This is a genomic window from Micromonospora taraxaci (assembly GCF_007830095.1).
GTDB classification, from domain to species: Bacteria; Actinomycetota; Actinomycetes; order Mycobacteriales; family Micromonosporaceae; genus Micromonospora; species Micromonospora taraxaci.
In genome coordinates, this window is record NZ_VIWZ01000001.1 from 796,699 (window position 1) to 821,376 (window position 24,678).

At 71.4% G+C, this 24,678-nt stretch carries 25 protein-coding genes and 1 pseudogene; 14 read left to right on the plus strand and 12 right to left on the minus strand.

Annotation, left to right across the window (positions count from 1 at the left end; translation table 11 throughout):
• The first annotated feature begins 14 nt into the window (after nt 1-14).
• The gene (locus tag FHU34_RS03765; RefSeq protein ID WP_145778710.1) at nt 15-1,493 is read left to right on the plus strand and encodes a PrsW family intramembrane metalloprotease; all 1,479 of its coding nucleotides are present in this window, start codon (nt 15-17) and stop codon (nt 1,491-1,493) included.
• Between the two features lie 24 nt (nt 1,494-1,517).
• Here FHU34_RS03765 and FHU34_RS32825 read toward each other — a convergent pair whose 3' ends face one another.
• Complete coding sequence (locus tag FHU34_RS32825) at nt 1,518-1,685, minus strand: hypothetical protein (RefSeq protein WP_167524757.1); 168 nt, start codon at nt 1,683-1,685, stop codon at nt 1,518-1,520.
• 81 nt (nt 1,686-1,766) lie between these two features.
• On the minus strand, nt 1,767-2,105 hold the full coding sequence (locus FHU34_RS03770; RefSeq protein WP_145778711.1) for a GroES family chaperonin: 339 nt from the start codon (nt 2,103-2,105) through the stop codon (nt 1,767-1,769).
• Nucleotides 2,106-2,265: 160 nt separating this feature from the next.
• Here FHU34_RS03770 and FHU34_RS03775 point away from each other — a divergent pair, with 160 nt between their 5' ends.
• Nucleotides 2,266-3,576 (plus strand): AI-2E family transporter, encoded by a 1,311-nt coding sequence (locus FHU34_RS03775; protein WP_244311542.1) that lies wholly within the window; start codon nt 2,266-2,268, stop codon nt 3,574-3,576.
• Here FHU34_RS03775 and FHU34_RS03780 read toward each other — a convergent pair.
• Nucleotides 3,573-5,780, minus strand: coding sequence for an ATP-dependent DNA helicase (locus FHU34_RS03780; RefSeq protein ID WP_208744919.1), 2,208 nt, complete (start codon nt 5,778-5,780; stop codon nt 3,573-3,575). The two genes, FHU34_RS03775 and FHU34_RS03780, sit on opposite strands and share 4 nt — an antisense overlap.
• Nucleotides 5,781-5,883: 103 nt before the next feature.
• Between FHU34_RS03780 and FHU34_RS03785 the strand changes: the two genes are divergently transcribed.
• Nucleotides 5,884-6,390 carry a DUF402 domain-containing protein gene (locus tag FHU34_RS03785; RefSeq protein WP_145778714.1) on the plus strand — a complete coding sequence of 169 codons (507 nt, stop codon included), beginning with the start codon at nt 5,884-5,886 and terminating at the stop codon, nt 6,388-6,390.
• A 22-nt stretch (nt 6,391-6,412) separates the two neighbouring features.
• On the opposite strand, the gene sigJ is transcribed toward FHU34_RS03785, so the two are convergent.
• Complete coding sequence (sigJ, locus tag FHU34_RS03790; protein ID WP_145778715.1) at nt 6,413-7,378, minus strand: RNA polymerase sigma factor SigJ; 966 nt, start codon at nt 7,376-7,378, stop codon at nt 6,413-6,415.
• 144 nt (nt 7,379-7,522) lie between these two features.
• Here sigJ and FHU34_RS03795 point away from each other — a divergent pair, with 144 nt between their 5' ends.
• From FHU34_RS03795 to FHU34_RS03805, 3 genes are all read left to right on the plus strand, one after another.
• Nucleotides 7,523-8,464, plus strand: a complete 942-nt coding sequence (locus FHU34_RS03795) for a PPK2 family polyphosphate kinase (RefSeq protein WP_145778716.1) — start codon at nt 7,523-7,525, stop codon at nt 8,462-8,464.
• 128 nt (nt 8,465-8,592) lie between these two features.
• A complete protein-coding gene (locus FHU34_RS03800) occupies nt 8,593-9,219 on the plus strand; it encodes a DUF47 domain-containing protein (protein WP_145778717.1) in 627 nt (208 codons plus the stop codon).
• 10 nt (nt 9,220-9,229) lie between these two features.
• A complete protein-coding gene (locus tag FHU34_RS03805; RefSeq protein WP_145778718.1) occupies nt 9,230-10,237 on the plus strand; it encodes an inorganic phosphate transporter in 1,008 nt (335 codons plus the stop codon).
• A 51-nt stretch (nt 10,238-10,288) separates the two neighbouring features.
• Here FHU34_RS03805 and FHU34_RS03810 read toward each other — a convergent pair whose 3' ends face one another.
• Nucleotides 10,289-11,257 carry a Gfo/Idh/MocA family protein gene (locus FHU34_RS03810; protein WP_145778719.1) on the minus strand — a complete coding sequence of 323 codons (969 nt, stop codon included), beginning with the start codon at nt 11,255-11,257 and terminating at the stop codon, nt 10,289-10,291.
• 264 nt (nt 11,258-11,521) lie between these two features.
• On the opposite strand from FHU34_RS03810, the gene FHU34_RS03815 reads away from it, so the two are divergent.
• On the plus strand, nt 11,522-12,355 hold the full coding sequence (locus tag FHU34_RS03815) for an NUDIX hydrolase (protein ID WP_145778720.1): 834 nt from the start codon (nt 11,522-11,524) through the stop codon (nt 12,353-12,355).
• A 110-nt stretch (nt 12,356-12,465) separates the two neighbouring features.
• Here FHU34_RS03815 and pstB read toward each other — a convergent pair whose 3' ends face one another.
• The 7 genes from pstB to FHU34_RS03850 all read right to left on the minus strand — a co-directional run bounded on the left by pstB (nt 12,466) and on the right by FHU34_RS03850 (nt 19,614).
• On the minus strand, nt 12,466-13,242 hold the full coding sequence (gene pstB / locus FHU34_RS03820) for a phosphate ABC transporter ATP-binding protein PstB (protein WP_088987405.1): 777 nt from the start codon (nt 13,240-13,242) through the stop codon (nt 12,466-12,468).
• Between the two features lie 17 nt (nt 13,243-13,259).
• Complete coding sequence (gene pstA, locus FHU34_RS03825; protein WP_145778721.1) at nt 13,260-14,348, minus strand: phosphate ABC transporter permease PstA; 1,089 nt, start codon at nt 14,346-14,348, stop codon at nt 13,260-13,262.
• The gene (gene pstC / locus FHU34_RS03830; RefSeq protein WP_145778722.1) at nt 14,345-15,436 is read right to left on the minus strand and encodes a phosphate ABC transporter permease subunit PstC; all 1,092 of its coding nucleotides are present in this window, start codon (nt 15,434-15,436) and stop codon (nt 14,345-14,347) included. The genes pstA and pstC overlap by 4 nt, the downstream gene beginning before the upstream one ends.
• Before the next feature lie 39 nt (nt 15,437-15,475).
• Nucleotides 15,476-16,582, minus strand: coding sequence for a phosphate ABC transporter substrate-binding protein PstS (gene pstS / locus FHU34_RS03835; protein WP_145778723.1), 1,107 nt, complete (start codon nt 16,580-16,582; stop codon nt 15,476-15,478).
• Nucleotides 16,583-16,862: 280 nt separating this feature from the next.
• Nucleotides 16,863-17,789, minus strand: coding sequence for a mycothiol synthase (mshD, locus tag FHU34_RS03840; RefSeq protein WP_145778724.1), 927 nt, complete (start codon nt 17,787-17,789; stop codon nt 16,863-16,865).
• Between the two features lie 61 nt (nt 17,790-17,850).
• Entirely contained in the window at nt 17,851-18,717 is an 867-nt protein-coding gene (locus FHU34_RS03845) for a polysaccharide deacetylase family protein (RefSeq protein ID WP_145778725.1), read from the minus strand.
• A 177-nt stretch (nt 18,718-18,894) separates the two neighbouring features.
• Nucleotides 18,895-19,614, minus strand: a complete 720-nt coding sequence (locus FHU34_RS03850) for a winged helix-turn-helix transcriptional regulator (RefSeq protein ID WP_208745119.1) — start codon at nt 19,612-19,614, stop codon at nt 18,895-18,897.
• Nucleotides 19,615-19,856: 242 nt separating this feature from the next.
• On the opposite strand from FHU34_RS03850, the gene FHU34_RS03855 reads away from it, so the two are divergent.
• From FHU34_RS03855 to FHU34_RS03880, 7 genes and pseudogenes are all read left to right on the plus strand, one after another.
• Nucleotides 19,857-20,903, plus strand: coding sequence for a hypothetical protein (locus FHU34_RS03855; RefSeq protein WP_145778727.1), 1,047 nt, complete (start codon nt 19,857-19,859; stop codon nt 20,901-20,903).
• Between the two features lie 104 nt (nt 20,904-21,007).
• Nucleotides 21,008-21,796 carry an LmeA family phospholipid-binding protein gene (locus FHU34_RS03860; protein WP_145778728.1) on the plus strand — a complete coding sequence of 263 codons (789 nt, stop codon included), beginning with the start codon at nt 21,008-21,010 and terminating at the stop codon, nt 21,794-21,796.
• Between the two features lie 94 nt (nt 21,797-21,890).
• The gene (locus FHU34_RS34125; protein WP_310503780.1) at nt 21,891-21,968 is read left to right on the plus strand and encodes an Ms5788A family Cys-rich leader peptide; all 78 of its coding nucleotides are present in this window, start codon (nt 21,891-21,893) and stop codon (nt 21,966-21,968) included.
• A 204-nt stretch (nt 21,969-22,172) separates the two neighbouring features.
• On the plus strand, nt 22,173-23,021 hold the full coding sequence (locus FHU34_RS03865) for a sulfurtransferase (RefSeq protein ID WP_145778729.1): 849 nt from the start codon (nt 22,173-22,175) through the stop codon (nt 23,019-23,021).
• Between the two features lie 2 nt (nt 23,022-23,023).
• Nucleotides 23,024-23,344, plus strand: coding sequence for a DUF1416 domain-containing protein (locus FHU34_RS03870; protein ID WP_088987414.1), 321 nt, complete (start codon nt 23,024-23,026; stop codon nt 23,342-23,344).
• A gap of 208 nt (nt 23,345-23,552) precedes the next feature.
• Nucleotides 23,553-23,723, plus strand: a pseudogene (locus tag FHU34_RS03875) (winged helix-turn-helix domain-containing protein); the annotation flags it as partial.
• 88 nt (nt 23,724-23,811) lie between these two features.
• On the plus strand, nt 23,812-24,678 hold the full coding sequence (locus tag FHU34_RS03880) for a hypothetical protein (RefSeq protein ID WP_145778730.1): 867 nt from the start codon (nt 23,812-23,814) through the stop codon (nt 24,676-24,678).

Genomic DNA, 24,678 nt, shown 5'->3' on the forward strand with positions numbered 1-24,678 from the left:
CATAGCGGCTACCGATGCGACCGGACCAGCCGGCGGCGGATGGCTACGCTGACCGCATGGCCGACACCCCGCCCGGTTCACCCCTGCCGTCGCCGCCCGCATCCACGGCCCCGTCCGTCGGCGAGGCCCCCCGGATGCCGAGGCGCCGACTGGGCTGGCGGCGGTTCCTGGCGCTGGCCGGCGTGGTGCTGCTCATCGCCGCCTGCGCGGTGTTCATGGTCTTCACGCTCGGCCAGTCGCTCGGCGCGCAGGCCCTGCTCATCGGGGTGGCCGCCGCCATCCTGCCGGTGCCGGTGCTGGTCGCCTGTTTCCTCTGGCTGGACCGGTACGAACCCGAGCCGCTGAAATACCTGATCTTCTGCTTCGCCTGGGGCGCGTTCGTCTCCACCGCCGCCTCGCTGACGGTGAACGACTTCGCCGCCAACCGCTTCGCCGACTGGGGTCTGCCGTCCGCGCTCACCGGAGTGCTGGTGGCGCCGTTCATCGAGGAGTCGACGAAGGCGCTCGGCCCGATCCTGCTGCTGGTGTTCCGCCGCCGCGAGTGGTCCGGGATCACCGACGGCCTGGTCTACTGCGGGCTGTCGGCGGTCGGTTTCGCCATGGTGGAGAACATCCTCTACCTGGGCGGGTTGGGCTACGCGTCCGGTGTCGACAGGTATGGCCCCGCCACCGGCATCCAGCAGGTCATCGCGATCTTCATCCTGCGGATCCTGCTGTTCGGGTTCGCCCATCCGCTCTTCACCTCGATGACGGGTTTCGGCCTGGGCATCGCCGCACGGACGGCGGACCGGCGGGTGCGGGTGCTCGCCCCGATCGCCGGCCTGCTGCTGGCGATGATGTTGCACGGCACGTGGAACCTGCTGCCCACGCTGACCCAGGCCACCGGCGAGGCCGTGATCATGCTGTACGGCTTCCTGGGCCTGATGGTGCCCGTCTTCTTCGGCACTGTGGGACTGGCGGTGTGGCTGCGCGCCTGGGAGGGGCGGCTCACCGAGCGCGTCCTGCCGGACTACGTACGCGCCGGCTGGCTGAGCCCGCCCGAGGTGGCCGCGCTGAGCAGCCTGGGGCGACGGCACGCGGCCCGCAGTTGGGCGCGGCGGGTGGCCGGTGACGCCGGGGTCCGGGCGATGCGCGGTTACCAGTCCGCCGCCACCCGCCTGGCCCTGCTGCGCGACGGCACCCTGCGCGGCCTGGACCGGAAGGCCGCCGACCAGGAACGGACCGCACGGGAGGAGCGGGAGCTGCTGGACGCGATCAGCGCGTACCGGTCGGTCTTCGTCGGTCGGGATCCGCAGGCCCCGGCCGGGCTCTGGGACGGCAGCCGCTACCACCTGCGCTTCCCGGACGGCACCCAGCGCCCGGTGGACGCGCCGGACGAGCCGGTGGTGCCGATTCCGGTGGTGTTGGCCCCCGCACCGCCCCCGGTCGGGTACGCCCCACCCGGCTGGCCCGGCCTGCGCCCGCCCGCGCCGTGGCACCCGGGCCACCACTGACGGCCGCTGGCCTCCGCTGGCGGCTCAGGTCATCAGCGAGGTGAGGAAGTCACCGAACCCCTGGAACATCGCGATCAACGCGGCTCCGATCGCCCGGAACATCTGGGCGGCACCGTCCGGCCGGAAGGCCATGAAGTAGATCAGGAACGCGACGCTGCCCCAGGTCAGCAGCTTCTTCACGAATACCGGCATCGTCCCTCCCCAGGGCCACGGTCGCCGGATGGCTTCCCGTCGTGCGGCCGGGCAAACGGTGCGCGGCAGGGGGAGGGTGGGTCAGAGGTAGAGGCCGGTCGGGTCGTTCTCGATCCGCTCGGCGGCCACGGCGTGCACGTCGCGCTCGCGCAGCAGCACGTACCCGCGGCCGTGCAGCTCGACCTCGGAACGGTCGTCCGGGTCGAAGAGCACCCGGTCGCCGGAGACGATGGCCCGCACGTTCGGGCCCACTCCCACGGCGGTGGCCCAGGCGAGGCGTTTGCCGACCGCGGCGGTCGCCGGGATGACGATGCCGGCGGTGGAGCGACGTTCGCCTTCGCTGCCCTCCATCCGCACCAGCACCCGGTCGTGCAGCAGACGGATCGGCAGGCCGGCGTCGAGATCGTTGTCGGCGGTCACGCCGCAGACGCTACCGTGTGGCCGACGGCGCGCCGCCGGTGGTTACGCCGGTGGCGGCGGGGGCACTGTGTGGCGGAACTGCCCTACGGTGTCGGCAACGGACGTATGCTGTCCGACCTGTCGCCGTGGGTGGACCGGTCTCTTCTGCCAGGAGGTGCGCTTGAGCCGCTTCGAGCGGGTACGCGGGCGGCTTCGCCGCGCCTACCAGTCACGACAGGAGTCGGCGCGCGCCGACGAGGGCACATCGAGCGACGAGTTGAGCGAGGTGTCGGCGGGCGCCCGGGTGGCGTCCCCGGCCGTACCGGGGCCGACCGCGCCGCCGAATGCCTCGGTCTACGGGGCTGAACCTCCTGTGGACCTGCACAGTTCGACCTCCAGCCGGGATGACGCGGACGTCCCGCACGGGCTACGGATCGCTGCCGCGTGGTGCTGGCGCCTGATCGTGATCGGTGTGGTGGCCTGGGCCCTGCTCCGGATCGTCGGCACGATCAAGATCGTGATCATTCCGTTGGCCATCGCGCTGCTGCTCTCCGCGCTGCTCGCGCCGGCGGTGGGCTGGCTGCTGCGGGCCCGGTTCCCCCGGTCGCTGGCGACGGCGGTGGTGCTGGTCGGCGGCCTGGCCGCGGTGATCGGCACGCTGACCCTCGTGGTCAACGAGTTCATTCGCGGCGTACCGGAGCTGAGCGAGAAGTCCTCGGAGGGCGTCCGGCAGATCCAGAACTGGCTGAAGACGGGCCCGTTGCACCTCTCCGACACCCAGCTCGACCGCTACATCGACGAGGCGCAGGGCTGGATCAACAACAACACCTCGAAGTTCACCAGCGGCGCCCTGAGCACCGCGGCGACGCTGGCCGAGGTGCTGACCGGCACGCTGCTCGTGCTCTTCGCGACGTTCTTCTTCCTGCGCGACGGCAACCGGATCTGGCGCTTCCTGGTCCGGCTGCTGCCGGTGGCCGCCCGGTGGAAGGTCGACGACGCGGGCCGGGCCTCCTGGCAGACGCTTGTCGCCTACGTCCGCGCGACCGTCCTGGTCGCTTTCATCGACGCGGTCGGCATCGGCATCTTCCTGGTCATCTTCGACATCCCGTTCGCCTTCCCGCTGGCCGCGCTGGTCTTCCTCGGCGCGTTCATCCCGATCGTCGGTGCGGCGCTGTCCGGCGGCGTCGCGGTGCTCGTCGCACTCGTCGACAGCGGCCCGGTCACCGCGTTGATCATCCTGGGTGCGGTGATCGGTGTGCAGCAGATCGAGGGGCACGTGCTCCAGCCGCTGATCATGGGACGGGCGGTCGCCCTCCACCCGCTCGCGGTGATCATCGGTATCGCCGCGGGTGTCGTACTCGCCGGCATCACCGGCGCGCTGGTCTCCGTGCCGCTCATCGCAGTGCTGAACACCGCCGTCCGTCGGCTCGCCGCCCGAAGGGTCCCGGACACCCCACCAGACGCCGTGGTCGTCGCCGCCCAGGCCCCCTAGGGCGTGCCGGCGAGGCGTTCCAGGGCGCCGCGAGCCACCTCAGGGCGCGTCGTATACCAGAACGGGGGCAGCGACCGCCGCAGGAACGGCCCGTAACCGCGAGCCGTCTCCAACCGGGAGTCGAGCACCGCGACCACGCCCTTGTCGCCGGTCGCGCGGATCAGCCGGCCCACACCCTGAGCCAGCCGCACCGCAGCGATCGGCACGCTGACCGCGGCGAAGCCGGAGCCGCCGCCCGCGTCCACGGCAGCTGCGCGGGCCGCCGCCAGCGGCTCGTCCGGGCGCGGGAAGGGCAGCCGGTCGATGACGACGAGCTGACACGCATCACCCGGCACGTCCACGCCCTGCCACAGCGACATCACACCGAACAGGCAGCTGGCGCGCTCCTCACGGAACCGGCGGACCAGCAACGGCAGGGCCTCCTCGCCCTGCAACAGCACAGGCAGGTCGGTCCGCGCCCGCAGCAGCTCCGCGGCCTGCTGCGCGGCCCGCCGGGAGGAGAAGAGCCCGAGGGTACGACCACCGAGTGCTCCGACCAGCCCGAGCAACTCCTCTCCGGCAGCCTCGGGCAGCCCGGAGACGCTGGGGCGGGGCAGGTGCGCGGCGACGTACAGGATGCCCTGCCGGGCGTAGTCGAACGGCGAGCCGACGTCGAGTGACCGCCATCCGGGGCCCTCGGTGGCCGGTACGACGGCACTGGGGGGCACGTCTCCGGCCAGTCGACGGCCCGGTGTCTCGGCCACCGGACGACCCGGGCCGGTGCGGGCAGCCAGCGCGGCCGACGCGGGGGACGGCGGCGCGGGTGGGGGAGCGTCCAGCCCGAGGGCGCGGGCCACCGTGTCGAACCGGCCGCCCAGCGCCAGGGTCGCCGAGGTGGCGACGACGGTGCGCTCGTCGTACAGGTGGGTGGCGAGGGTGCCGGCCACCGACAGCGGCGCGACCACCAGGGCCCGGCGGCTGCCGCTGTCGTTCTTCTCGACCCAGGCCACATCGTGGTCGCCCTCCTCCAGCAGCCGCTGCGCGGTGGTGGAGAGTTCGTCCAGCGCGGCCTTGGCCTGCTGCTTGCGGACCGGGTCGGGGTCGTCGGACTTGATGTCGCCGATGGCGTCCAGGGCGGAGCGGGTCGCCGCGTCGAGCAGCGTGCACGCCTCCCGCAAGGGTGTGGGCAGCCCGGCGGTGATGCGCCCGGCCGGTGCCTCGGCCAGCCCCACCGCGAGGGCGTCGCCGGCCGCGGTGAGCGCTTCGGCGGTCTCCGGCCGCAGCAGTGTGCGAGCCCGGCGGGTGGTGCGGTCGATCAGCTCCGGCACCAGCTCCGCCTGGGCCGCGGAGGAGACCCGGTCGGCCAGCTCGTGCGCCTCGTCGACGATGAGCAGCTTGTGCGGCGGAACGATGTGCCGGTCGGCGAGCATGTCGACAGCGAGCAGGCTGTGGTTGGTCACCACGATGTCCGCCTCACGGGCCCGGGCCCGTGACGCCTCGGCGAAGCACTCCTGCCCGAACGGGCAGCGGCTCGCACCGACGCACTCCCGGGCGGGCATCGACACCAGCCGCCAGGCCTGGTCGTCCACGCCCGGGTCCAGCTCGTCGCGGTCGCCGGTGGCGGTCTTCTCGGCCCAGTCGCGTAGCCGCTCGATCTGCTTGCCCAGCCGGCCCGCCTCGCCGAGCCACTTCGTCCCGCCGCCGGGGCGAGCCGCAGGGGCGTCGAAGAGGGTGTCCTCCGGCTCCTCCTCGGTGGAGTTGTCGAGTCGGGCGAGGCACAGGTAGTGGTGCCGGCCCTTGAGCACCGCGAAGGTGGGGCGACGCCCGAGCACCGGCTCGACCGCGTCGGCCAGTCGGGGCAGGTCGTGGTCGACGAGCTGGGACTGCAACGCCAGAGTGGCGGTGGAGACCACCACCGGGCCGTCCACGGTCAGCGCCGGTGCGAGGTAGGCCAGCGACTTGCCGGTGCCGGTGCCCGCCTGCACGAGAAGGTGCTCGCCGCCGGCCACGCACTCCTCGATCGCCGTGGTCATCTGCAGCTGCCCGGGACGTTCCGCGCCGCCGGGCACCGCGCCGACCGCCGCCGCCAGCAGCTCCGTGCCGCTGGGTCGGGCACCCCGCCGCCGGCCCTTGGCACGGGCCGACGGGGTGGCGGAACCGGTGGCGGTGCGGGGCGGAGTCACCGTGCGACGGTACCCGTCGCCGCCGACACCGGCTGCGCCCATCCGCCGCGTGGCGCGGAGCCGGCCGGCCGGGTCCACGTCGGTCCGCGCCGTCCGGTTACCGCCGCGCTACGACGCGTGGGCAGTATCGGTTAGGGTGCGAATCATGCCGAGCGACATGGTCCGAGTGATCTACCGCAAGTACGACGGCAGCGCCCACCGCGACTACCCGGCCCGCCGGCTCACCGAGGACGATCTCGGCGTCTGGCTCGGCGTGCCCGAGGGCACCGAGTCGGTCTACCACGGCCGGCCTTCGGTGGAGAAGATCCCGTTCGTGTTGCTGGTGCCCCATCGCGCCTGGTGGACGGCCATGTTCAACCCCCCACCGCGCACCAGCGAGGTCTACTGCGACATCACCACCCCGGCCCGCTGGGAATCCGACGACACCGTGAACCTCATCGACCTGGACCTGGACGTGGTGCGGCGTCGGGCCACCGGTCTGGTGGAGTTGCTCGACGAGGACGAGTTCGCCGAGCACCGGGCCCGGTTCGGTTACCCGGACGACGTGGTGGCCGAGGCCGAGGCAGCCGCCCAGCGGCTGTTCGGGGCCCTCGGCGACGGCACCGAGCCGTTCGCCGGCGCGTACCGCAAGTGGTTGGCTCTCGTGGTCTGACACCGCCCACGGCGGGGTCGGTTCACCAGCGCGGCGGCCAGGTGTCGTCGTCGCCCAACGGCACCAGAGCGGCGAGCTTCTCCGGATTGAGCTGGTTGTAGATGGCGGTGATCCGCCCCTCGTGCACCGCGAACGCGGTGACCAGGCGGATGGGCCGGCCGTCGCTGTGCGTCGTCTCCATCTGGAGGCCGAGTACGCCGTCGACCAGCACCGGCCGGGACCGGACGCGTTGGGCGTACCGGCCGGTCCGGCCGAACAGACCGAGCGTGAGACGGCCGACGGCGTCCGCGCCGAGCACCGGCCGCCGTGCCGCCGGGAAGTGCCCGCCGGAGTCGCCGACGAACACCACGTCCGGGGCGAGCACCCTGAGCAACTGGTCCAACTCGCCGGACTCGGTCGCGACGACGAACGCTTGGAGCACCCGACGCTGCTCGGCCAGGCCGGCGGTGTGCCGGGGGACGTCCGGCGCGGTGACCGCCCGGCGTGCCCGGGAGGCGAGCTGTCGGGCCGACACCTCGGTGGTGCCGAGCACCTCGGCGACCCGGGCGAACGGCACCGCGAACACGTCGTGCAGCACGAGAGCGACCCGCTGCTCCGGTGCGAGTCGCTCCAGCACCACCAGCAACGCCGCACCGACCTGCTCGGTGCGGACCGCCCGGTCCGCCGGGTCGGGTGCGTACCCGTCCGAGGACGGTCCGCCGCCCAACGGGCTCACCACCGGCTCCGGAAGCCACTGACCGGGGTACGCCTCCCGACGGACCCGGGCCGAGCGGAGCACGTCCAGACAGATCCGGGCGCAGGTGGTGGTCAGCCACGCGGACAGTTCACGGATCTCGGCGCGGGCGCTCGGGTCGGCGAGCGCAGCGGCGCAGCGCAGCCAGGTCTCCTGCACCGCGTCCTCCGCCTCGGCGCGGCTGCCCAGCATCCGGTGGGCCACCGCGAGCAGCCGACCCCGTTCGGCCTCGAACTCCGTCGCCAGGTCCCGCACGACCCACCATCCTCCCGGTCGGCACCGTCCTGGCGTACATCCTCGCGGCAACCGCAGGTACCGGCAGCCCCGGACGGTCGGGCGGCCGTCCCGGGGAGGGTCCCTTGGCGGGCGGATGGCCTGCGGGTGGGCGATGATCCGTGGATGAGCGCACCCCAGCAACGGCAGATCGTGGCACCCTCTGGCGGCTCCGTGCGGGAGTTGCTGCGGGTCACCGCGCCGGTGGACCTCGGTGCCATCGACCCCCGTTCCACGCCCGGCCTTCCGGAGACGGCGGGGCGCGGCGAGCGCCGCAAGGCCTGGGCGCGAGAGCAGGTGGAGCTGGTCGGCGGTGAGCTGGCCCAGCAGCAGGAGATGCTCTTCGCGATGGCCAAGACCGGGTCGGAGCGGCCGGCGCATCGGGTGCTGCTGGTGCTCCAGGCGATGGACTGCGGTGGCAAGGACGGCACGATCAAGCGGGTGGCCGGTGCGATGAACCCGCTGGGTCTGCACATCCGCTCGTTCGGGCCGCCGACCCGCCAGGAGTTGCGGCACGACTTCCTCTGGCGGATCCGTCGCGAGCTGCCTCCGCCGGGGTACGTGGGGATGTTCAACCGTTCGCACTACGAGGACGTGTTGATCGCCCGGGTCGGGTCGCTGGTGCCGGAGGCGACCTGGCGGGCCCGCTACGACGCGATCAACTCGTTCGAACGGGAGCTTGCCGAGGGTGGAATGACCCTGGTGAAGGTCATGTTGCACATCTCGTACGAGGAGCAGGGCAAGCGCCTGCTGGAACGCCTCACCGACCCGCGTAAGCACTGGAAGTACAACCCGTCCGACATCGACTCCCGAGGGCACTGGGACGACTACCAGGCCGCGTACGCCGAGGCCCTCAGTCGGTGTGGGACGGACGCCGCGCCCTGGTTCGTGGTGCCGGCGGACCGCAAGTGGTACAGGGACTGGGCGGTGGCCCACCTGCTCCGTGAGACGTTCGACACTCTCGACCTGGGGTATCCGGCTGCCGATTTCGACGTGGACGAGGAGCGGGAACGGCTGTGTGCTGGGGGACCGGGTACGCGTGGGACAGCCGAGATGAACAGTAGGTAAACGAGCGGTGAATGAGGCCTGGCCAGGGGTGGGCCGGCGAATTCGCGGTTCAGCCGTTTCCTAGCATTCACCGAGCGGTCGCTCTTCGGGCGCCGCCACCCTTCCACCGACGCGACGAGGTCTGTGCTGTGAAGTTTTCCTTCCGCCCCACCGAGGGCGCCTTCTACGAGCTCTTCACCAGGGCCGCGCAGAACCTGGTCCGGGGCACCGCGCTGCTCAACGAGCTGGCCCTGCCCGGCGTGGACGTGCAGTCGGTCAGCGAGCGGCTGACCGAGGTCGAGCACGACAGCGACCAGATCACCCACGACCTGTACAAGAAGATCAACTCGACCTTCATCACCCCGTTCGACCGGGAGGACATCTACCGGCTCGGCTCGCTGCTGGACGACGTGATGGACCACCTGGAAGCGGTCGGCGACCTGCTCTACCTGTATGGGCTGACCGAGCTGCCGGCGCTGCCCCGCGAACTGCACGAGATGGTCAACGTGCTCGACCAGCAGGCCAAGTTGACCGCCGAGGCGATGCCCCGGCTGAAGTCGATGAAGGACCTCGAGGACTACTGGATCGAGTGCAACCGCCTGGAGAACGAGGGCGACCGGATCAACCGGCAGTTGCTCGTCCGACTCTTCTCTGGTGAGTACGACGCGCTGACGGTGCTGAAGATGAAGGAGGTCGCCGACGAGTTGGAGGCCGCCTGCGACGCCTTCGAGCACGTGGCCAACACCGTCGAGACCATCGCGGTCAAGGAGTCCTGATCCTGTGACCGTGACACCCGAACTCATCGCCGTGCTGGCGGTGATCGGGGTAGCCCTGGCGTTCGACTACACCAACGGCTTCCACGACGCCGCCAACGCGATCGCGACAAGCGTCTCCACGCGGGCGCTGACACCTCGGATCGCCCTCGGGCTCGCCGCGGTCGGCAACTTCATCGGCGCCCACTTCGGCGCCGGAGTCGCCAAGACCGTCGGCGACGGCCTGGTCACCCTGCCCACCGGGGTGAGCAGCCTGGGGGTGGTCTTCGCCGGGGTGCTCGGCGCCATCGCCTGGAACCTGATCACCTGGTACTTCGGTCTGCCCTCGTCGTCCTCGCACGCGCTCTTCGGCGGTCTGGTCGGCGCGACCCTGCTGTCCACCGGCGGCATCGTGCAGTGGGTCAACATCGGCGAGAAGGTGCTGCTGCCGATGGTGCTCTCGCCGATCGTCGGTCTCACCCTCGGTTACCTCCTGATGCTCGCCATCCTGTGGCTGTTCCGGAAGGGGCAGCCGGGCAAGCTCAACCGGGGCTTCCGGTGGGCGCAGACCGCCTCGGCGGCCGCCATGTCCGTCGGCCACGGCATGCAGGACGCCGCCAAGACCATGGGCATCGTGGTGCTGGCGCTGTACACCGGTGGTTTCCAGGAGAGCAAGACGCACATCCCGGGCTGGGTGTTCTGGACATCGGCGACGATGCTGGCCCTGGGCACGTACGCCGGTGGTTGGCGGATCATCCGCACGCTGGGCCGGAAGATCATCGACCTCGGGCCGCCGGAGGGCTTCGCGGCCGAGACGGTGGCCAGCGCGGTGCTCTACTTCAACGCTCTGGTGCTCAAGGCGCCCATCTCCACCACCCACACGATCACCTCGGCGATCATGGGTGTGGGCGCGACCAAGCGGCTGTCAGCGGTCCGCTGGAACGTCGCCGGCAACATCGTGATCGCCTGGATCATCACGTTCCCGGCCGCCGCGCTGATCGCCTGCGTCACCTACCTGCTGGTCCGGCCGCTCTTCGGCTGACCGTTCCCGTCGAGAAGGAGGCCCCCGGCTCCGGCCGGGGGCCTCCTTTCCTCACTCGTAGCGCACGCCGATCTGCTCGCGCACCGCGTCGAGCAGTGCCATCACCTCCAGGGTGGTGGTGTGCGGCACCAGCGGGCTCTCGGTCAGACCGGCGGCCAGGCAGCGCTGCACCTCGATCGCCTCGTACTGGTAGCCGTTGCCCGCCGTGTCCGCGGTGATCGTCTCCGGCTCGGCGCCGTCCCGGTGCACAGTGAGGGAACCCGGCCGGAAGAACGGCTCCGGCAGGTCGATCCGGCCCGCGCTGCCGGTGATCGAGGCGGACAGGTTGGTCGCCCCGACCATGCCGCAGCTCAGCGTCGCCAGCGCGCCGGTGTCGTAGCCGAACAGCATGCCGGTGTTCTCGTCAGTGCCCTCCGGGCCGATCTGCGCCCAGGACCGGATGTGCTGCGGCACCCCGAGCAGCAGGTGGGCCAGACTGATCGGGTAGATGCCCAGGTCCAGCAGGGCGCCCCCGCCGAGTGCCGCGTTGCGCATCCGGTGGTCCGGCGGGAACGGCCCGGCCACCCCGAAGTCGGCGCGGACACCGCTCACCGTGCCGATCGCCCCGTCCGCGACCAGCTCGACCATCCGCAGGATCAGCGGGTTCGTCCGCATCCACATGGCTTCCATCAGGAAGACCCCGGCGGCGCGGGCGGTGTCCACCAACTCGGTGCTGGTCGCCAGGTCGAGGGTGAACGGCTTCTCCAACAGCACCGCCCGCCCGGCGGTCAGGCAGGTCATCGCCGCCTCGTAGTGCGCGGAGTGCGGGGTCGCCACGTAGATCGCGTCCACCTCCGGGTCGGCGGCCAGCTCCACCCAGGAGCCGTGCGCGCGCTTCGCGCCGTACGTGTCGGCGAAACGCCGCGCGCTCTCCACGGAACGGGAACCAACCGCGACCAGCTCGGCGTCCGGCACCAGCCGGAGGTCTTCGGCGAAACGGCTGGCGATGTGGCCGGTGGCCAGGATGCCCCAACGAGTCATGCCGGAACGCTAACCGAGCTGGGTGAACTGTTCGCCGCCGGCTCAGCTGTCGGACATCGCGGTGAGGCCCGGTCGCCTCGCCGTCCCGCCCGCCCCCGCCCACCTCACCTACGTCCTTTGCTCTGCTTATGCCGATGCACCACGTCACGGCCGGAGGTGGTGCGCCCGCATATGCAGAGCAAAGGACGTCTGGACCGGTGCGGCTCCCTGGACCGGCGCATCGGCCGGGCCAGGGAGCCCGACCGGGGGAACTAGGCTCGCGGCATGACGATCGACAGTGACGGCTTCGCCGCCCCGGCCGCCCTGGTCGAGCACGCCCGCCGGTTCCAGGCCGAGGGCGGCACCCCGGCGGTGCCCCGGGTCGCGGCCACCGTGCTGCTGCTGCGTCCGACCGACGCCGACTTCGAGGTGTACGTCATCCGCCGGGTCGCCGCCATGACCTTCGGGGGCATGTACGCCTTCCCCGGTGGCGGGGTGGACCGCTCCGATTCCGAGACACACCTGGACTGGGCCGGGCCCACGCCAGACGAGTGGGCCGGGCGGCTCGGGGTGGCCCCGGGCGCGGCCCAGGCGGTCGTCTGCGCCGCCGCGCGGGAGGTCTTCGAGGAGGCGGGCGTGCTGCTCGCCGGCCCGGACCCGGCGACAGTGGTGGGCGACGTCAGTGGCGACGACTGGGAGGCGGCCCGCCAGGACCTGGAGGCTCGCCGGCTGGGCTTTGCCGCCCTGCTCGCCGACCGTCAGCTCACCCTCCGGTCGGACCTGCTGCTGCCGTGGAGCCGGTGGATCACCCCGGAGTTCGAGCCGCGCCGCTTCGACACGTACTTCTTCGTCGCCCTGCTGCCGGCCGGCCAACGGACCCGCGACGTCTCCGGCGAGGCCGACCACACCCTGTGGATCCGGCCGGCGGACGCGTTGGCCCGCGCGAAGGCCGGCGAGCTGACCATGCTGCCACCGACCCTGGTCACGCTGGCCCAGGTGGCGGCGGCCGGCGACCTGGCCGGAGTGGCCCGGGCGGCGGCCGATCGGGATGCCGCCACCCCGGTCACCCCACGCCTGGACCTACCCCCGAACGGCGAACCCCGCTTCGTCCTCAGCTGAGCGGCCCCGCCCCATCCCGTCGATCATGGAGTTGTGGTGGGGGCAAAAGCGCCCTTCGCGCTCTGGTCGGGCACCACAACTCCATGATCGACGAGTGCCGTCGGGTCGGCTCAGCCGAAGCGGCCGGTGATGTAGTCCTCGGTCTTCTTCACGCTCGGGTTGCTGAAGATCTTCTGGGTGTTGTCGTACTCGATCAGGCGGCCCGGGTCGCCGGTCTTCTCGATGGAGAAGAAGGCGGTCCGGTCCGAGACCCGCGCGGCCTGCTGCATGTTGTGCGTCACGATGATGATCGTGAACTTGTCCTTGAGCTGGAACATCAGGTCCTCGATCGCCAGCGTGGAGATCGGGTCCAGCGCCGAGCACGGCTCATCCATCAGAACGACCTGCGGCTCGACCGCGATGGTCCGGGCGATGCACAGTCGCTGCTGCTGACCGCCGGAGAGACCCGCGCCGGGCTTGCCCAGCCGGTCCTTGACCTCGTCCCAGAGGTTCGCCGAGCGCAGCGCCTTCTCGGCGGCCTCGTCCAGGATCGACTTCTTGCGTACCCCGTTGAGCTTCAGCCCGGCCACCACGTTCTCGAAGATGCTCATGGTGGGGAACGGGTTCGGCCGCTGGAAGACCATGCCGATCGTGCGGCGGACCGCTGTGACGTCGACGTCCCGGTGGTAGATGTCCTGGTCGTCGATGGTCAGGCTGCCCTCGACGCGGGCCCCCGGCAGCACCTCGTGCATCCGGTTGATGGACCGCAGGAACGTCGACTTGCCGCAACCGGACGGCCCGATGAGGGCGGTGACCGTCTTCGGCTCGACCGTCAGGTTGATGTTCTCGATCGCCTTGAAGCCCCCGTAGTACGCGGTGACGTTCGAGGCGGAGACGCGCTTGGCCATGGTGGTACCTCCGGGGTTCATCGGCTGAGCCTGTTGCGACGGGCCAGCAGCTTCGCCGCGATCGTCAGGATGAGCACGAGGGCGACCAGGGTGAGTGCCGCGGTCCACGCCCGTGCCGGTGCGTACTTCGACGCGTCACCGGCCTGCTGGTAGACGAAGAGGGACAGCGACGACTGGTTGTTCTCGAATGGGTTGGTGTTGATCGCGGCGCCGCCCCCGGCGACCAGCAGGACCGGCGCGGTCTCGCCGGCCGCGCGGGCGATGGCCAGCATGACGCCGGTGATGATGCCGGGCAGCGCCGTCGGCACCACCACCCGCAGGATGGTCTTCCACTTGGGAACGCCGAGCGCGTAGGCGCCCTCGCGCAGTGGCGCCGGGACGAGGCGGAGCATCTCCTCGGTGGACCGGACGATGGTCGGCAGCATGAGCACGCTGAGCGCGAGCGCGGCGGCGAAGCCGGAGAAGCTCGGTCGGCCGTCGTTGAACCACGGGGACACGACCAACACCCAGAACGCCAACACGAACAGGCCGGAGACGATCGACGGGATGCCCGTCATCACGTCCACGAAGAACCGGATCGCGAAGGCGAACTTACCGCGGCCGTACTCGACGATGTAGATCGCGCAGAGGACGCCGAGCGGCACGGTGATCAGGGTGGCGATGCCGACCTGCTCCAGCGTGCCGACGATGGCGTGGTACGCGCCACCGTTGGCGTCGCGGGCCCCGATGTTGTTCATCGAGGTCTGGAAGAAGTTGACGTCCAGCCGGTCGGCACCCTTGCTGACCAGCGTCCAGACCACGGACACCAGCGGCAGCACCGCTAGCACGAACGCGGAGTGGATCAGCGCGCTCCAGGTGCGGTTACGAGCCGACCGGCGCCCCTCGACCGCGTTGGCCGCGGCGAAGAGTCCGACCAGGTAGAGGATCGCGGCGAGGGCGACCACGAGGACCGGGCCGCCGATGTCGGTGCCGTAGACGATCGCGGCGGAGAGCGCCAGGGCCGCCACGGCGATGACCGGAGCGGCGTACGCGGGCAGCCGCTTCGCCCGCAGCGACTCGGGCTGGGCCGGCGGGCGGGTGCGGTGGGAGGTGACGGTTGTGGTCATGCGGCCGACTCCGTGAACTCCCGGCGGCGGTAGATGATCGCCCGCGCCGTGATGTTGACGATCAGCGTGATGGTGAACAGCACCAGGCCGGAGGCGATGAGCGCGCCCCGGCCGGTCTCGTTCGCCTCGCCGAACGCGTTGGCAATGTTGGCGGCGATGGTGTTGCCGCCGTTCTGGATCAGGTTGAACGAGATGCCGAAGGTGATGCCGAGGGTCAGGGCCAGGGCGATGGTCTCGCCCAGGGCCCGACCGAGGCCGAGCATCACCGCGGCGATGATGCCGGGGCGGCCGTAGGGGAGGACCGCGGTGCGGAGCATCTCCCACCGGGTGGCGCCCAGGGCGAGGGCGGCCTCCTCGTTGGCGGTCGGCGTCTGGAGGAACACCTCGCGGGAGAGCGAGGTGATGATCGGCAGCACCATGATGGCGAGCACCAGGGCACCCAGCATGATCGACTTACCGAAAGGCCCGTCACCGCCGAAGATCGGGATCCAGCCGAAGTACTCGTTCAGCCAGACCGAGAAGTCGCGGACCGGGTTGATGAAGATGTCCCGCCCCCAGAGGCCGAAGACCACACTCGGTACGGCGGCGAGCAGGTCGATCAGGAAGCCGAGCGCGGTGCCCAACCGGCGGGGTGCGTAGTGCGAGAGGTAGAGCGCGATGCCCAGCGCCACCGGCACCGCCATCAGCAGCGCCAGCGCCGCGCTGAGCACGGTGCCGAAGGCAAGGGTGCCGATGCCGAACTTCGGCTCTGTCTCGTTGGGGGACCAGCCCTCGTAAGTCCAGAAGTTCTCGGTGTTGGCGCGCAGGGCCGGCACCGCCTTGGCGATCAGGAAGATCGCGATGGCGGCGATGATGACCAGAACCGCGGTGCCGGCGGCCATTGTGAGACCGCGGAAGGCCCGCTCGGCGCCGAACTTACGGCTGCGCGGCAGCGCGCCGCCGCCGCCCAGCCCGGCGCCGCCCGGGGAACGGGTGCTGACTGGTGCCTCGGCCACACGCGCCGAGGCACCGGCGGGCCACTCGTGACTCTGGGTCACGCGCGTCCCGCCGGTGCCGGCGTCGGCCGAGCGGTGAGGGGTTTCACCCATCTGCTCGCTCGATTCGGTTGCGGAGGTGGTGGGTTCGGGTCAGGAGAGGTTCTTGACCGCGGTCTCGACCTTGGTGCGGACCGTCTCCGGCAGCGGGGCGTAGCCCAGGTCGGTCAGCGAGTTCTGGCCCTCGGCGCTGGCGGCGTAGCCCAGCAGACCCTTGACCAGCGCGAGCTTGTCGGCCGCGAGGCCCTTGCTGCAGACGATCTCGTACGTCGCCAGGACGATCGGGTAGGCCCCGGCCTCCTTGGTGTTGTAGTCGATCTTCAGCTTGAGGTCGTCGCCCTGGCCCTCGATCGCGGCACCGGCGATGGTCTTACCAGCCGCCTCGGCGGTCAGCGCGGCGAACTCGCCGGCACCGTTACCGATCTTGGCCATCTTCAGGCCGGCGTTCTCGGCGAACGACCACTCCATGTAACCGATGGAGCCGTCGGCGCCCTTGACCGAGCTGGCCACGCCGTCGGAGCCCTTGGCGCCGGTGCCGCCCGGGGCCTTCCACGCCTTGGCCTTGCCGAGGGTCCAGTCCGCCTCGGCGGTCTTGGAGAGGTAGTTGGTGAAGTTGTCGGTGGTGCCCGACTCGTCCGAGCGGTGGACGGTCTGGATGGTGGTCGACGGGAGCGTGGCGCTCGGGTTGTCGGCCTTGATCGCCGCGTCGTCCCACTTGGTCACCTTGCCGGCGAAGATCTTCGCCAGGGTGGCCGGCTTGAGCTGGAGGTTGTCCACGCCGCTGACGTTGTAGGCGACAGCCACCGGGCCGATCACCATCGGCAGGTGGATGGCCTTGCCACCGACGCACTTGGCGTCGGCCTGCGGCTGCTCCTCCGGCTTGAGGGCGGAGTCGGAGCCGGCGAAGTCGGCGGTCCCGGCGATGAACGCCTGGATGCCCGCGCCCGAGCCGGTCGGCTCGTAGTTGATCGTCGTGCCCTGGCACTTCTGCTGGTACGCCTTGATCCATTCGGCCATGGCGTTCTTCTGCGCCGACGAGCCCTGGGCGTTCAGCGTGCCGGTAGCGCAGTCGACCGCGGCGGCCGAGCCCGAAGCGCTCGCGCCGGAGGCGGGCTCGTTGTTGTCCGAGCCGCATGCGCTGAGACCGAGCGTCGCGGCAAGAGCGAGGCCGGCAATAGCGCCGTACCGCTGGAGCTTCACCTGAGGGGTTTCCCTTCGCGTCTGACTTGGCACCCCGATCCCGGGGCCCGAGGACCGGCAGTGACCGGCTGACACGAAAGTTAGAAGTGCCAGGTAGCCGGTTCGCCGGTCGCAAGTGAACGCAAGGTGAACACGTACGGCCGTCGAGGTGACCGCTCGCTGAGGGTGAGTTGTCCGCTAAGTGAACCCGGGTACACCTGTCGGAAGTATGGTCATATTTCCGGTTCGCTGTTATGTCGCCGACGCCCGGCCGTTACTCGCCGGTGACCCAGCTCGACAGTCAGCCCAGGTGGTAGTTGATGTGCGCGGACCAGCGGGCGAAGCCCATCCGCTCGTAGAGCGCGACGGCTCCGGTGTTCGACTCGTCCACGTAGAGCATCACCCGGTCCAGGCCACGCCTGTCCCGCAGGTACGCCAGCCCGGCGGTGGTCAGCGCCCGGCCCAACCCGCCACCGTGCGCGGTCGGCTCCACCCCCAGCACGTACACCTCGCCGATCCGGGCCGTGCCCGGCCGCTCGTGCACCTTGGTCCAGTGGAAACCGAGCAGCCGACCGGTCCCGGTCTCCTCGGCGAGCAGGAAGCCGTCCGGGTCGAACCACGGTTCGGCCAGCCGGACCCGCAGGTCGTCCGAGGTCCAGCGGCCCTGCTCGGGGTGCTCGGCGAAGGCACGCGCGTTGAGAGTCAGCCACGCCGCGTCGTCCGCCCCGGGCCGGAACGCGCGCAGCGCCACCCCGTCGGGCAGACGCGGCTCGCCGAGCGGGGCGGCCAGGGAACGGCGCAGTTGCCACAGCACCCGTGCCCGGGTGAAGCCGAGGTCGACGCCGAGCGCCGCAGCCGAGGGGTGGTCGCCGTGCGCCCACGCCCGCAACGGCCCGGTGGCCGACGCGAGTACGCCCCGGGCCAACGCGCGCCCGGTGCCCCGCCGCCGGTACGCGGGGTGCACCACCAGTTCGACGCCGATTCCGCCGACCGGATCGGTGGTGTCCAGGTGCGCGTACCCGGTCAGGGTGCCGTCGTCGGCACGGGCGATCAGGTGCAGCGCCGGGGCGTCCGGGTCGCGCAGTCGGAGCAGGACGTGCTCGTCGAGCGGGTTCGCGCCGTCGGTGTCGGCCGCGGTGCTGGCCAGGGCCAGCACGTCGGCGATCTCCCCAGGTGCCAGTCGGTCGGTCCGGGTCACCTGGTCGCTGGTCGGCTCCGCGCTGCTCATCCCGTCACCGTATCCGTTGCGTGTCGTGCCGCCCGGACCGTCGCCGCGCAAAGGCTGCGGTTCAGGTCGGATCGGTGGGTAGTGCCTCCAGTTCGAAACGCGCGGTCAGGTCGGGCAGGATCCGGCGCAGGGCGTCCACCGTGCCCTGCCGGTCGCCACCGGCGTCGTGCAGCAGCACCACCGAGCCCGGCGCGGCCTGGGTCACCACCGTTGCGGTGATCTTGCTGGCACCGGGCAGGTCCCAGTCCGACGGGTCGACCGACCAGTGCAGCGGGGTCATGCCGAGTTGCCGCGCCACCGACACCACCGGGTACGTCCAGGCGCCGCCGGGTTGGCGGTACCAGACGATGGGTGCGTTCGGCACTGCCGCCCGGATCGCGTCGTTGGTGCGCAGCAGGTCGGCGCGGATCGCGTCGGCCGAGCGGGCGCCCAGGCCGACGTCGTGGTGCCACGAGTGGTTGCACAGGGTGTGACCCTCGTCGACGATTGCCTGGATCAGGTCGGGATGGTTCTGGGCGTTCTCCCCGACGACGCAGAACGTGGCTCGCACGTCGAACTCGCGCAGCGTGGCGAGGACCTGCGGGGTGTACCGGGGGTCCGGCCCGTCGTCGAAGGTCAGCGCGAGCCGGGGGGACCCGGTGGTCTCGTGCGCGCCGAACAGCTTGTCACCGCCGGCGTCGCGGCCGGAACCGTCCTGGCCGGCCTCGGCCGGGCCCGTGCTGCCGCCGGGGTGCGGCGCGCTGTCCGGGTCGCCGTCGCTGGGCTGGTCGGCGTAGTGCGGCCCGTCGGCGTTGGTGGTGACGTTGGTGGGGTGCCGAGGGGCCGGATCAAGGACGAGACTGCGGCCCAGCGCATACGCCGAACCGAGCAGCGCCGCCAGCACCAGCGTCACGATCCCCGTCGCTCTCGCTGTCGAACCGCCCCGCATCACGGCTTCCGCCCCGCTTGCCGGCCAGGCCGACCCGTCGCCCCCGTGCTGACTGCGCGCACCGTCGCCCCCTTCTCCGGCAAACCCGGCAGTCAGAATAAAACCGCCAAGCTGCGCAAAAAGGGCATACGGGAATTTGGTGGCGCGACTTTCGGGTCGGACGGGCAGGGGCGCGGGTCAGACGGGCAGGGGCGCGTGCTCCGCCTCGGGCAGCGAACGCGACGGCGGCACGACGAACTTGTAGCCGACCTGGCGGACCGTGCCGATCATCGACTCGTACTCCGAGCCGAGCTTGGCGCGCAGTCGCCGGACGTGCACGTCGACAGTGCGGGTGCCACCGAAGTAGTCGTAGCCCCAGACCTCCCGCAGGAGCTGGTCCCGGGTGAACACCCGGCCCGGGTGCTGGGCCAGGAACTTCAGCAGCTCGAACTCCTTGTAGGTGAGGTCGAGTGGGCGGCCCTTGAGCTTGGCCGCGTAGGTGTCCGGGTCGATGTTCAGCTCGCCGGCCCGGATCGAGCCACCCGCACCAGCGGTCGTGTTGCTGAGCCGGCCCACCGCCAGCCGCAGCCGTGCCTCGACCTCGGCCGGCCCGGCCGAGGCGAGGATGACGTCGTCGACGCCCCAGTCGGCGTTGAGTGCGATCAGACCGGCCTCGGTCACCACAGCGACCAGCGGCACGCCGAGCCCGGTGGCGTGCAGCATCCGGCACGTCGCTCGGGCCTCGCTCAACTCCGACCGGGCGTCCACCAGCACCGCGTCCGGGCTGGGGCCCGCGACCAGGGTGCGTACGTCGCGTGGCGCGGTGCGGACCGAGTGCGGCAGCAGGTCGAGTGCCGGCAGCACAGCCGACGGTTCGCCTGCGCGCGCGGTCACCAGCAACAGGATCTCCACGATCACCTCCGTCCCGGCGGCGCTCGGCCGCACGCGACCAGTCACACCCATGGCGGAGTGTGCTGAGAAATTGCGTGGCCCCGGCGTCGCTGACGGGCGGGTAACGAGGTTGAGCGTAGCGGATCGCTCCGGCCGCGCCCCCAGGCCATTTCCTGTTTGTCTACCTTGCCCCTGATCGTGGCGCAGTTTTTAACGTTGCCGAAACCCGGGACCACCGCCTCCGGCGGTCGGTCTGGCACGATCGGGTCGTGTTTCCCTCCACCTCGCCCGAGGCCGGCCGCGAATCGTGGCCCGCCGAGCCCCATGCGGGCCCGGCCGCCGCGGCGACCCGCGCGCCGCGTACCGGTCCGGCCACCACCGATGGCGATCGCCGCGAACGGGGTGGGCCTCGCCGGGCCCGTCGCTCCGGGGAGCCGGCCCGCAAATCCGAAGACGAGGTCGACGAGCCGGAGGAGGAGGTCGTACCCCCGGTCGAGGTGCACCGCCAGCTCGCGTTGACCATCGCCGGCTTCGCCGCGCTGCTCGGCGTCGGCCTGGTGCTCGGCGCGCAGACGTCCGGCCCCGGCCACCGGCTGCCGTTCGCCTTCATCATCTTCGGCGTCCAGTTGCTCTTCGTGCTCGCCTGGACGATGGCCATGCGGCCGCCCGCGCTGCTGGTGGTCGCCGGGATCAGCGCCGGAGTCGCGGCACTCGCCGACGTCGCCGCGGTGCAGAGCGACATCGCCGGGCTGGCCCCACTGGGCTACCTGGCCGTCGGCGGGTTCGTCGCCGCGGTGCTCGGCCAGTTGGTCCGTCGGGTCGACCGGGTCCGCGTCACCGACTCCCTCGGCGCGACGCTGCTGATCGTGGTCGGGGTGGTGGCCTTCGGCACCCTGATCGTGCTCAGCCGGATCCCGGCCGGCACCCAGGCGATCACCGTCTGCCTGACGGCGAGTGGCGTCGCGCTGACTGTCGCCCGGCTCACCGACGCCGTACTGCCGTGGCCCCGGCTGGCCCCGCAGGTGCCCCGCGGCGCCGCCGGTGTGGTGGCCGGCGCGATGGTCGGCACGCTGACCAGCGCGCTTCTGGGCAGCTACCTGGTGGCTCCCTTCACGCCGACCCGGGCCGCCGTGATCGGCCTGGTCGCGGCGGTCACCGCCGTGCTCGCCGACCTCGCGGTGGGGTACGCGGAAGCGGGCCGGCTGATGGCCGGAGAGCCGCCCACGATGTGGGTGGCCCGGCACATGCAGGGTCCGCTCGGTGGCTTCGCCCTGGCGGCGCCGGCCGCGTACGCCATGTGCATGCTCTTCCTCTGAGTCACGGTTGAGCCCGGCGCCGGTCGGGTACCTACGGGTGCGCCGCGCTGCGGCACCGGTGTGGACGATCCGTCGCGACGCGGCGGACGAAGACGGGAGGCGGCGTGGCGGAGGACTATCCGGCGGACGGAGCACGTCCCCGACGGCGCGGCCGCAAACTGCTCGTCGGCCTGATCGTCCTGCTCCTGGTGGTGGGCGGGCTGCTGGTGGTTGCCGACCGGGTGGCGGTCGGGGTGGCCGAGCGCACCATCGCCGACCGGGTCGGTCAGGAGATCGCCAAGCAGGGTGCCCAGGCCGCCAGGCCCGACGTGGAGGTGGCCGGCACTCCGTTCCTTACCCAGGTGCTCGACGGCCGCTATCAGCGGATCACCATCAATCTGCGGGACGTGCGGGCCTCGGTCGAAGGTGACGCCGTGCAGCTGCCGGTGCTGGATGTGACCGCCCGCAACGTACGGGCCTCGCTGGACACCCTGCGCTCCGGTCAGGGGGACATCGTCGCGGACACCGTCAACGGCGCCGGCACGATCAGCTACGACAGCCTCGCCGCCCTGCTGAAGCGCCCGGGGCTCAAGCTCGGCGAGCAGAACGGCAAGCTCGCCGTCACCGCGCCCGTGGACATCCTCGGTCAGAAGCTGACCGTCGCCGGCACCGCCGACGTCACCGTCGCCGACAACGGCGCTGTCGCCCTGCGCTTCAACGACCTGGACGCTGCCGGTCTGCCGAACCTGCCGCTGGCCCGCGCTCTGCTGAACAACTACGCCAAGGGCATCTCGGTCGACGTACCCCTGCCTGACCTGCCGTTCCAGCTCACCGTGCGCGAGGTTCGACCACTGCCGGAAGGCTTGGCGGTCACCGTCGACGCGAAGAACGTGCCGATCAATTCCGTTGGCTGACTCCCCGGTCAGCGGTGTCGTCCACCATTCGGTCGATCCCGGATGGTGGTCGGCTGAGTGGCAGCACGGTCACTGGCTGGTAGGCTCCCTGCCCATGGGGACCCACCTCACCAAACGGCGCGCGGTCGACCTGTGCCGCGTGGCCACCTGCCTGTGTCGCCCCGTCATCTGACGGCGGGGCTGTCTCCGGCCGCCTGACGGCGGCCACCGGCACAGGGTTCTCGCACCCTCCGGTTTCCCACCGAACGCCCGGCAGCGGCGCCGTCGCACGAACCCGTGATCCGTCCTTCCGCTGGGTCCCGCGCGTGGTGCGACAGTTGAAACCATCGATACTCGCGCGTTGGCTCACCATCCATCCTCACCAGGGAGTGATTCGATGAGTCGCGACACCGCACTCGTTTCGGCCGAGTGGGCCGAGAAGAACCTCGACGCCCCGGGCGTCGTCTTCGTCGAGGTCGACGAGGACACCTCGGCCTACGAGACCGGCCACATCGCCGGCGCCATCAAGATTGACTGGAAGACCGACCTGCAGGACCAGGTCCGCCGGGACTTCGTCAACAAGTCCCAGTTCGAGGCGCTGCTCTCCGAGCGGGGCATCAGCAACGACGACACCGTGATCCTCTACGGCGGCAACAACAACTGGTTCGCCGCGTACGCCTACTGGTACTTCAAGCTCTACGGCCACGGCGACGTGAAGCTGCTCGACGGCGGCCGCAAGAAGTGGGAGCTGGACGCCCGCCCGCTGGTCACCGACTCGGTGACCCGCCCGGCGACGCAGTACGTCGCGAGCGAGCCGGACACCTCCATCCGGGCCTTCCGCGACGAGGTCGTGGCCGCGATCGGCACCAAGAACCTGGTCGACGTGCGCAGCCCCGACGAGTTCGCCGGCCGGCTGCTCGCCCCCGCACACCTGCCGCAGGAGCAGGCGCAGCGGGCCGGTCACATCCCCACCGCGATAAGCGTCCCGTGGTCCAAGGCGGCCAACGAGGACGGCACCTTCCGGTCCGACGACGAGCTGCGCAAGATCTACGGCGACGCGGGGCTCGACGACGGCAAGGAGACGATCGCCTACTGCCGCATCGGCGAGCGCTCCTCGCACACCTGGTTCGTGCTGCAGGAGTTGCTCGGCCACCGCAACGTCAAGAACTACGACGGTTCCTGGACCGAGTACGGCTCGCTGGTCGGCGTGCCGGTTGCCCTCGGTGACGAACCCGGGGAGGCCTGATCATGACGCTTCCCACCGCTGCGGGTTGCGCGGCACCCGACCAGGCCGCGCCGCTGCCGGCCAGCCTGGACCTGGAGAAGGAAACCGTCATCACCGGGATCGTCCGCTCGGCCGAGGACGAGCCGGTGCCGGGCGCGTACGTCCGACTGCTCGACTCGACCGGTGAGTTCACCGCCGAGGTGGTGACCTCGACCGCCGGCCAGTTCCGGTTCTTCGCCGCGCCGGGCTCCTGGACGCTGCGGGCGCTGTCCCGGCACGGCAACGGCGACACCGCCGTCACCGCCGGTCGGGGCGTCAACGAGGTTGCCGTCACCGTCGCCTGACCCACCGCTCTGATCGACCGGGGCCGGTCACCCGTCATGGGTGACCGGCCCCGGTCGATCTTCCGGGGACGTCGGTGACGAGAAGTAATTTCAGTGTCACCCTGGGCTCGGCGGACCAATCACATCAATCGGTATGCGTCACTATCTAGAGGTGGATATCGAGGTTGGCGCGAGTGACGGCGGTGCGTCCGGTGACGAGGTTCCGCTCGTGGTCTGCGTGAGCGCGGATGCCGCCGTGGTCGAGCGGGTGCTCCGACGACTCGACGGGACCGGGCAGGTGGTGAGCTGCCCGGACCTGGCTGAGTTGCGGGCGATGCTGTTCCCGTCGTCTGGTGGCCCGACGTCGACCCTCCGGCCGGGCACCCCGCCGGAGCCACCGCAGCCCACCTGACCCCGCCGCCCTGCCCCGACTCCGGGCCCACGCCTCCGCTGCTGGCTCGGCGGCGGAGGCGTGACACCATGGCCGGGTGAGCGGTGCTGTGCAGACGGGTTGGGCCCCTTCGGCTGGTCCCGCCGCGCCGGTGCCTGCCCGGCCGTGGCGGCGGTGGCTGCTGGCCGCGACGGCGGCCTGGGCCGTGTTGCTGGCCGTACTCACCTGGACGTCGGTCCGCGACGATCCGCCGACCGTGCGCGAGCAGCGCACCCTTGACCAGGCCGGCCCGGTGGTCGACCGGGCGGTCGGTGAGCTGGTCCGTGCGGCGGGGGCGACCAATCTGCTGGAGCTGGGCGCGGCGAGGGTCGCGGAGGGCTGCCGGGTCACCCCGTTCGCCGACGGGGCGAGGTTGCGACGGGACGTGGGCGTGCTCGCGCCCACCGGCACCGAGCGGACCGTGTTGACCGGGATCGCCGAGCGGCTGCCGACAAGCTGGCGGGCCCGGGTCGGGTCGGGGCTGAACGGCCCGGAGCTGTACGCCGACGCCGGGGAGTTCGTTGCCGTCGAAGGGCGGCCGACGGTGGACGGCCAGGTCCGACTGGTCGTCGACACCGGTTGCCGTCCGACCGGCTCGGGCTACGCGCCGGCCACGGCCACCGCGACTGGCCCGGAGGCCGCCGCGTTGACTGCGGCGCTGGGGGCGCTCGGCCGGCCGAGCGACGCGGCGCCGGAGCTGGTCACCGCGCCCTGCCCGGGTGGCGGGCTGGCCCAGACCGTGCGGTCCGCGGGCGGTCCCGGCCCGGCCGCCTCGACGGCCGCGCTCGCCGCGCTGGCCGGCAACGCCCCTCTGGTGGACGAGCCGCCGGTGTACGCGTATCGCACCGGCCCGGTCACAGTGCTGGCCGAGCTCGGCCCGGACGACGCCGTCCGAGTGGCCGCCACCGTCGGCTGCCCGGGTTGA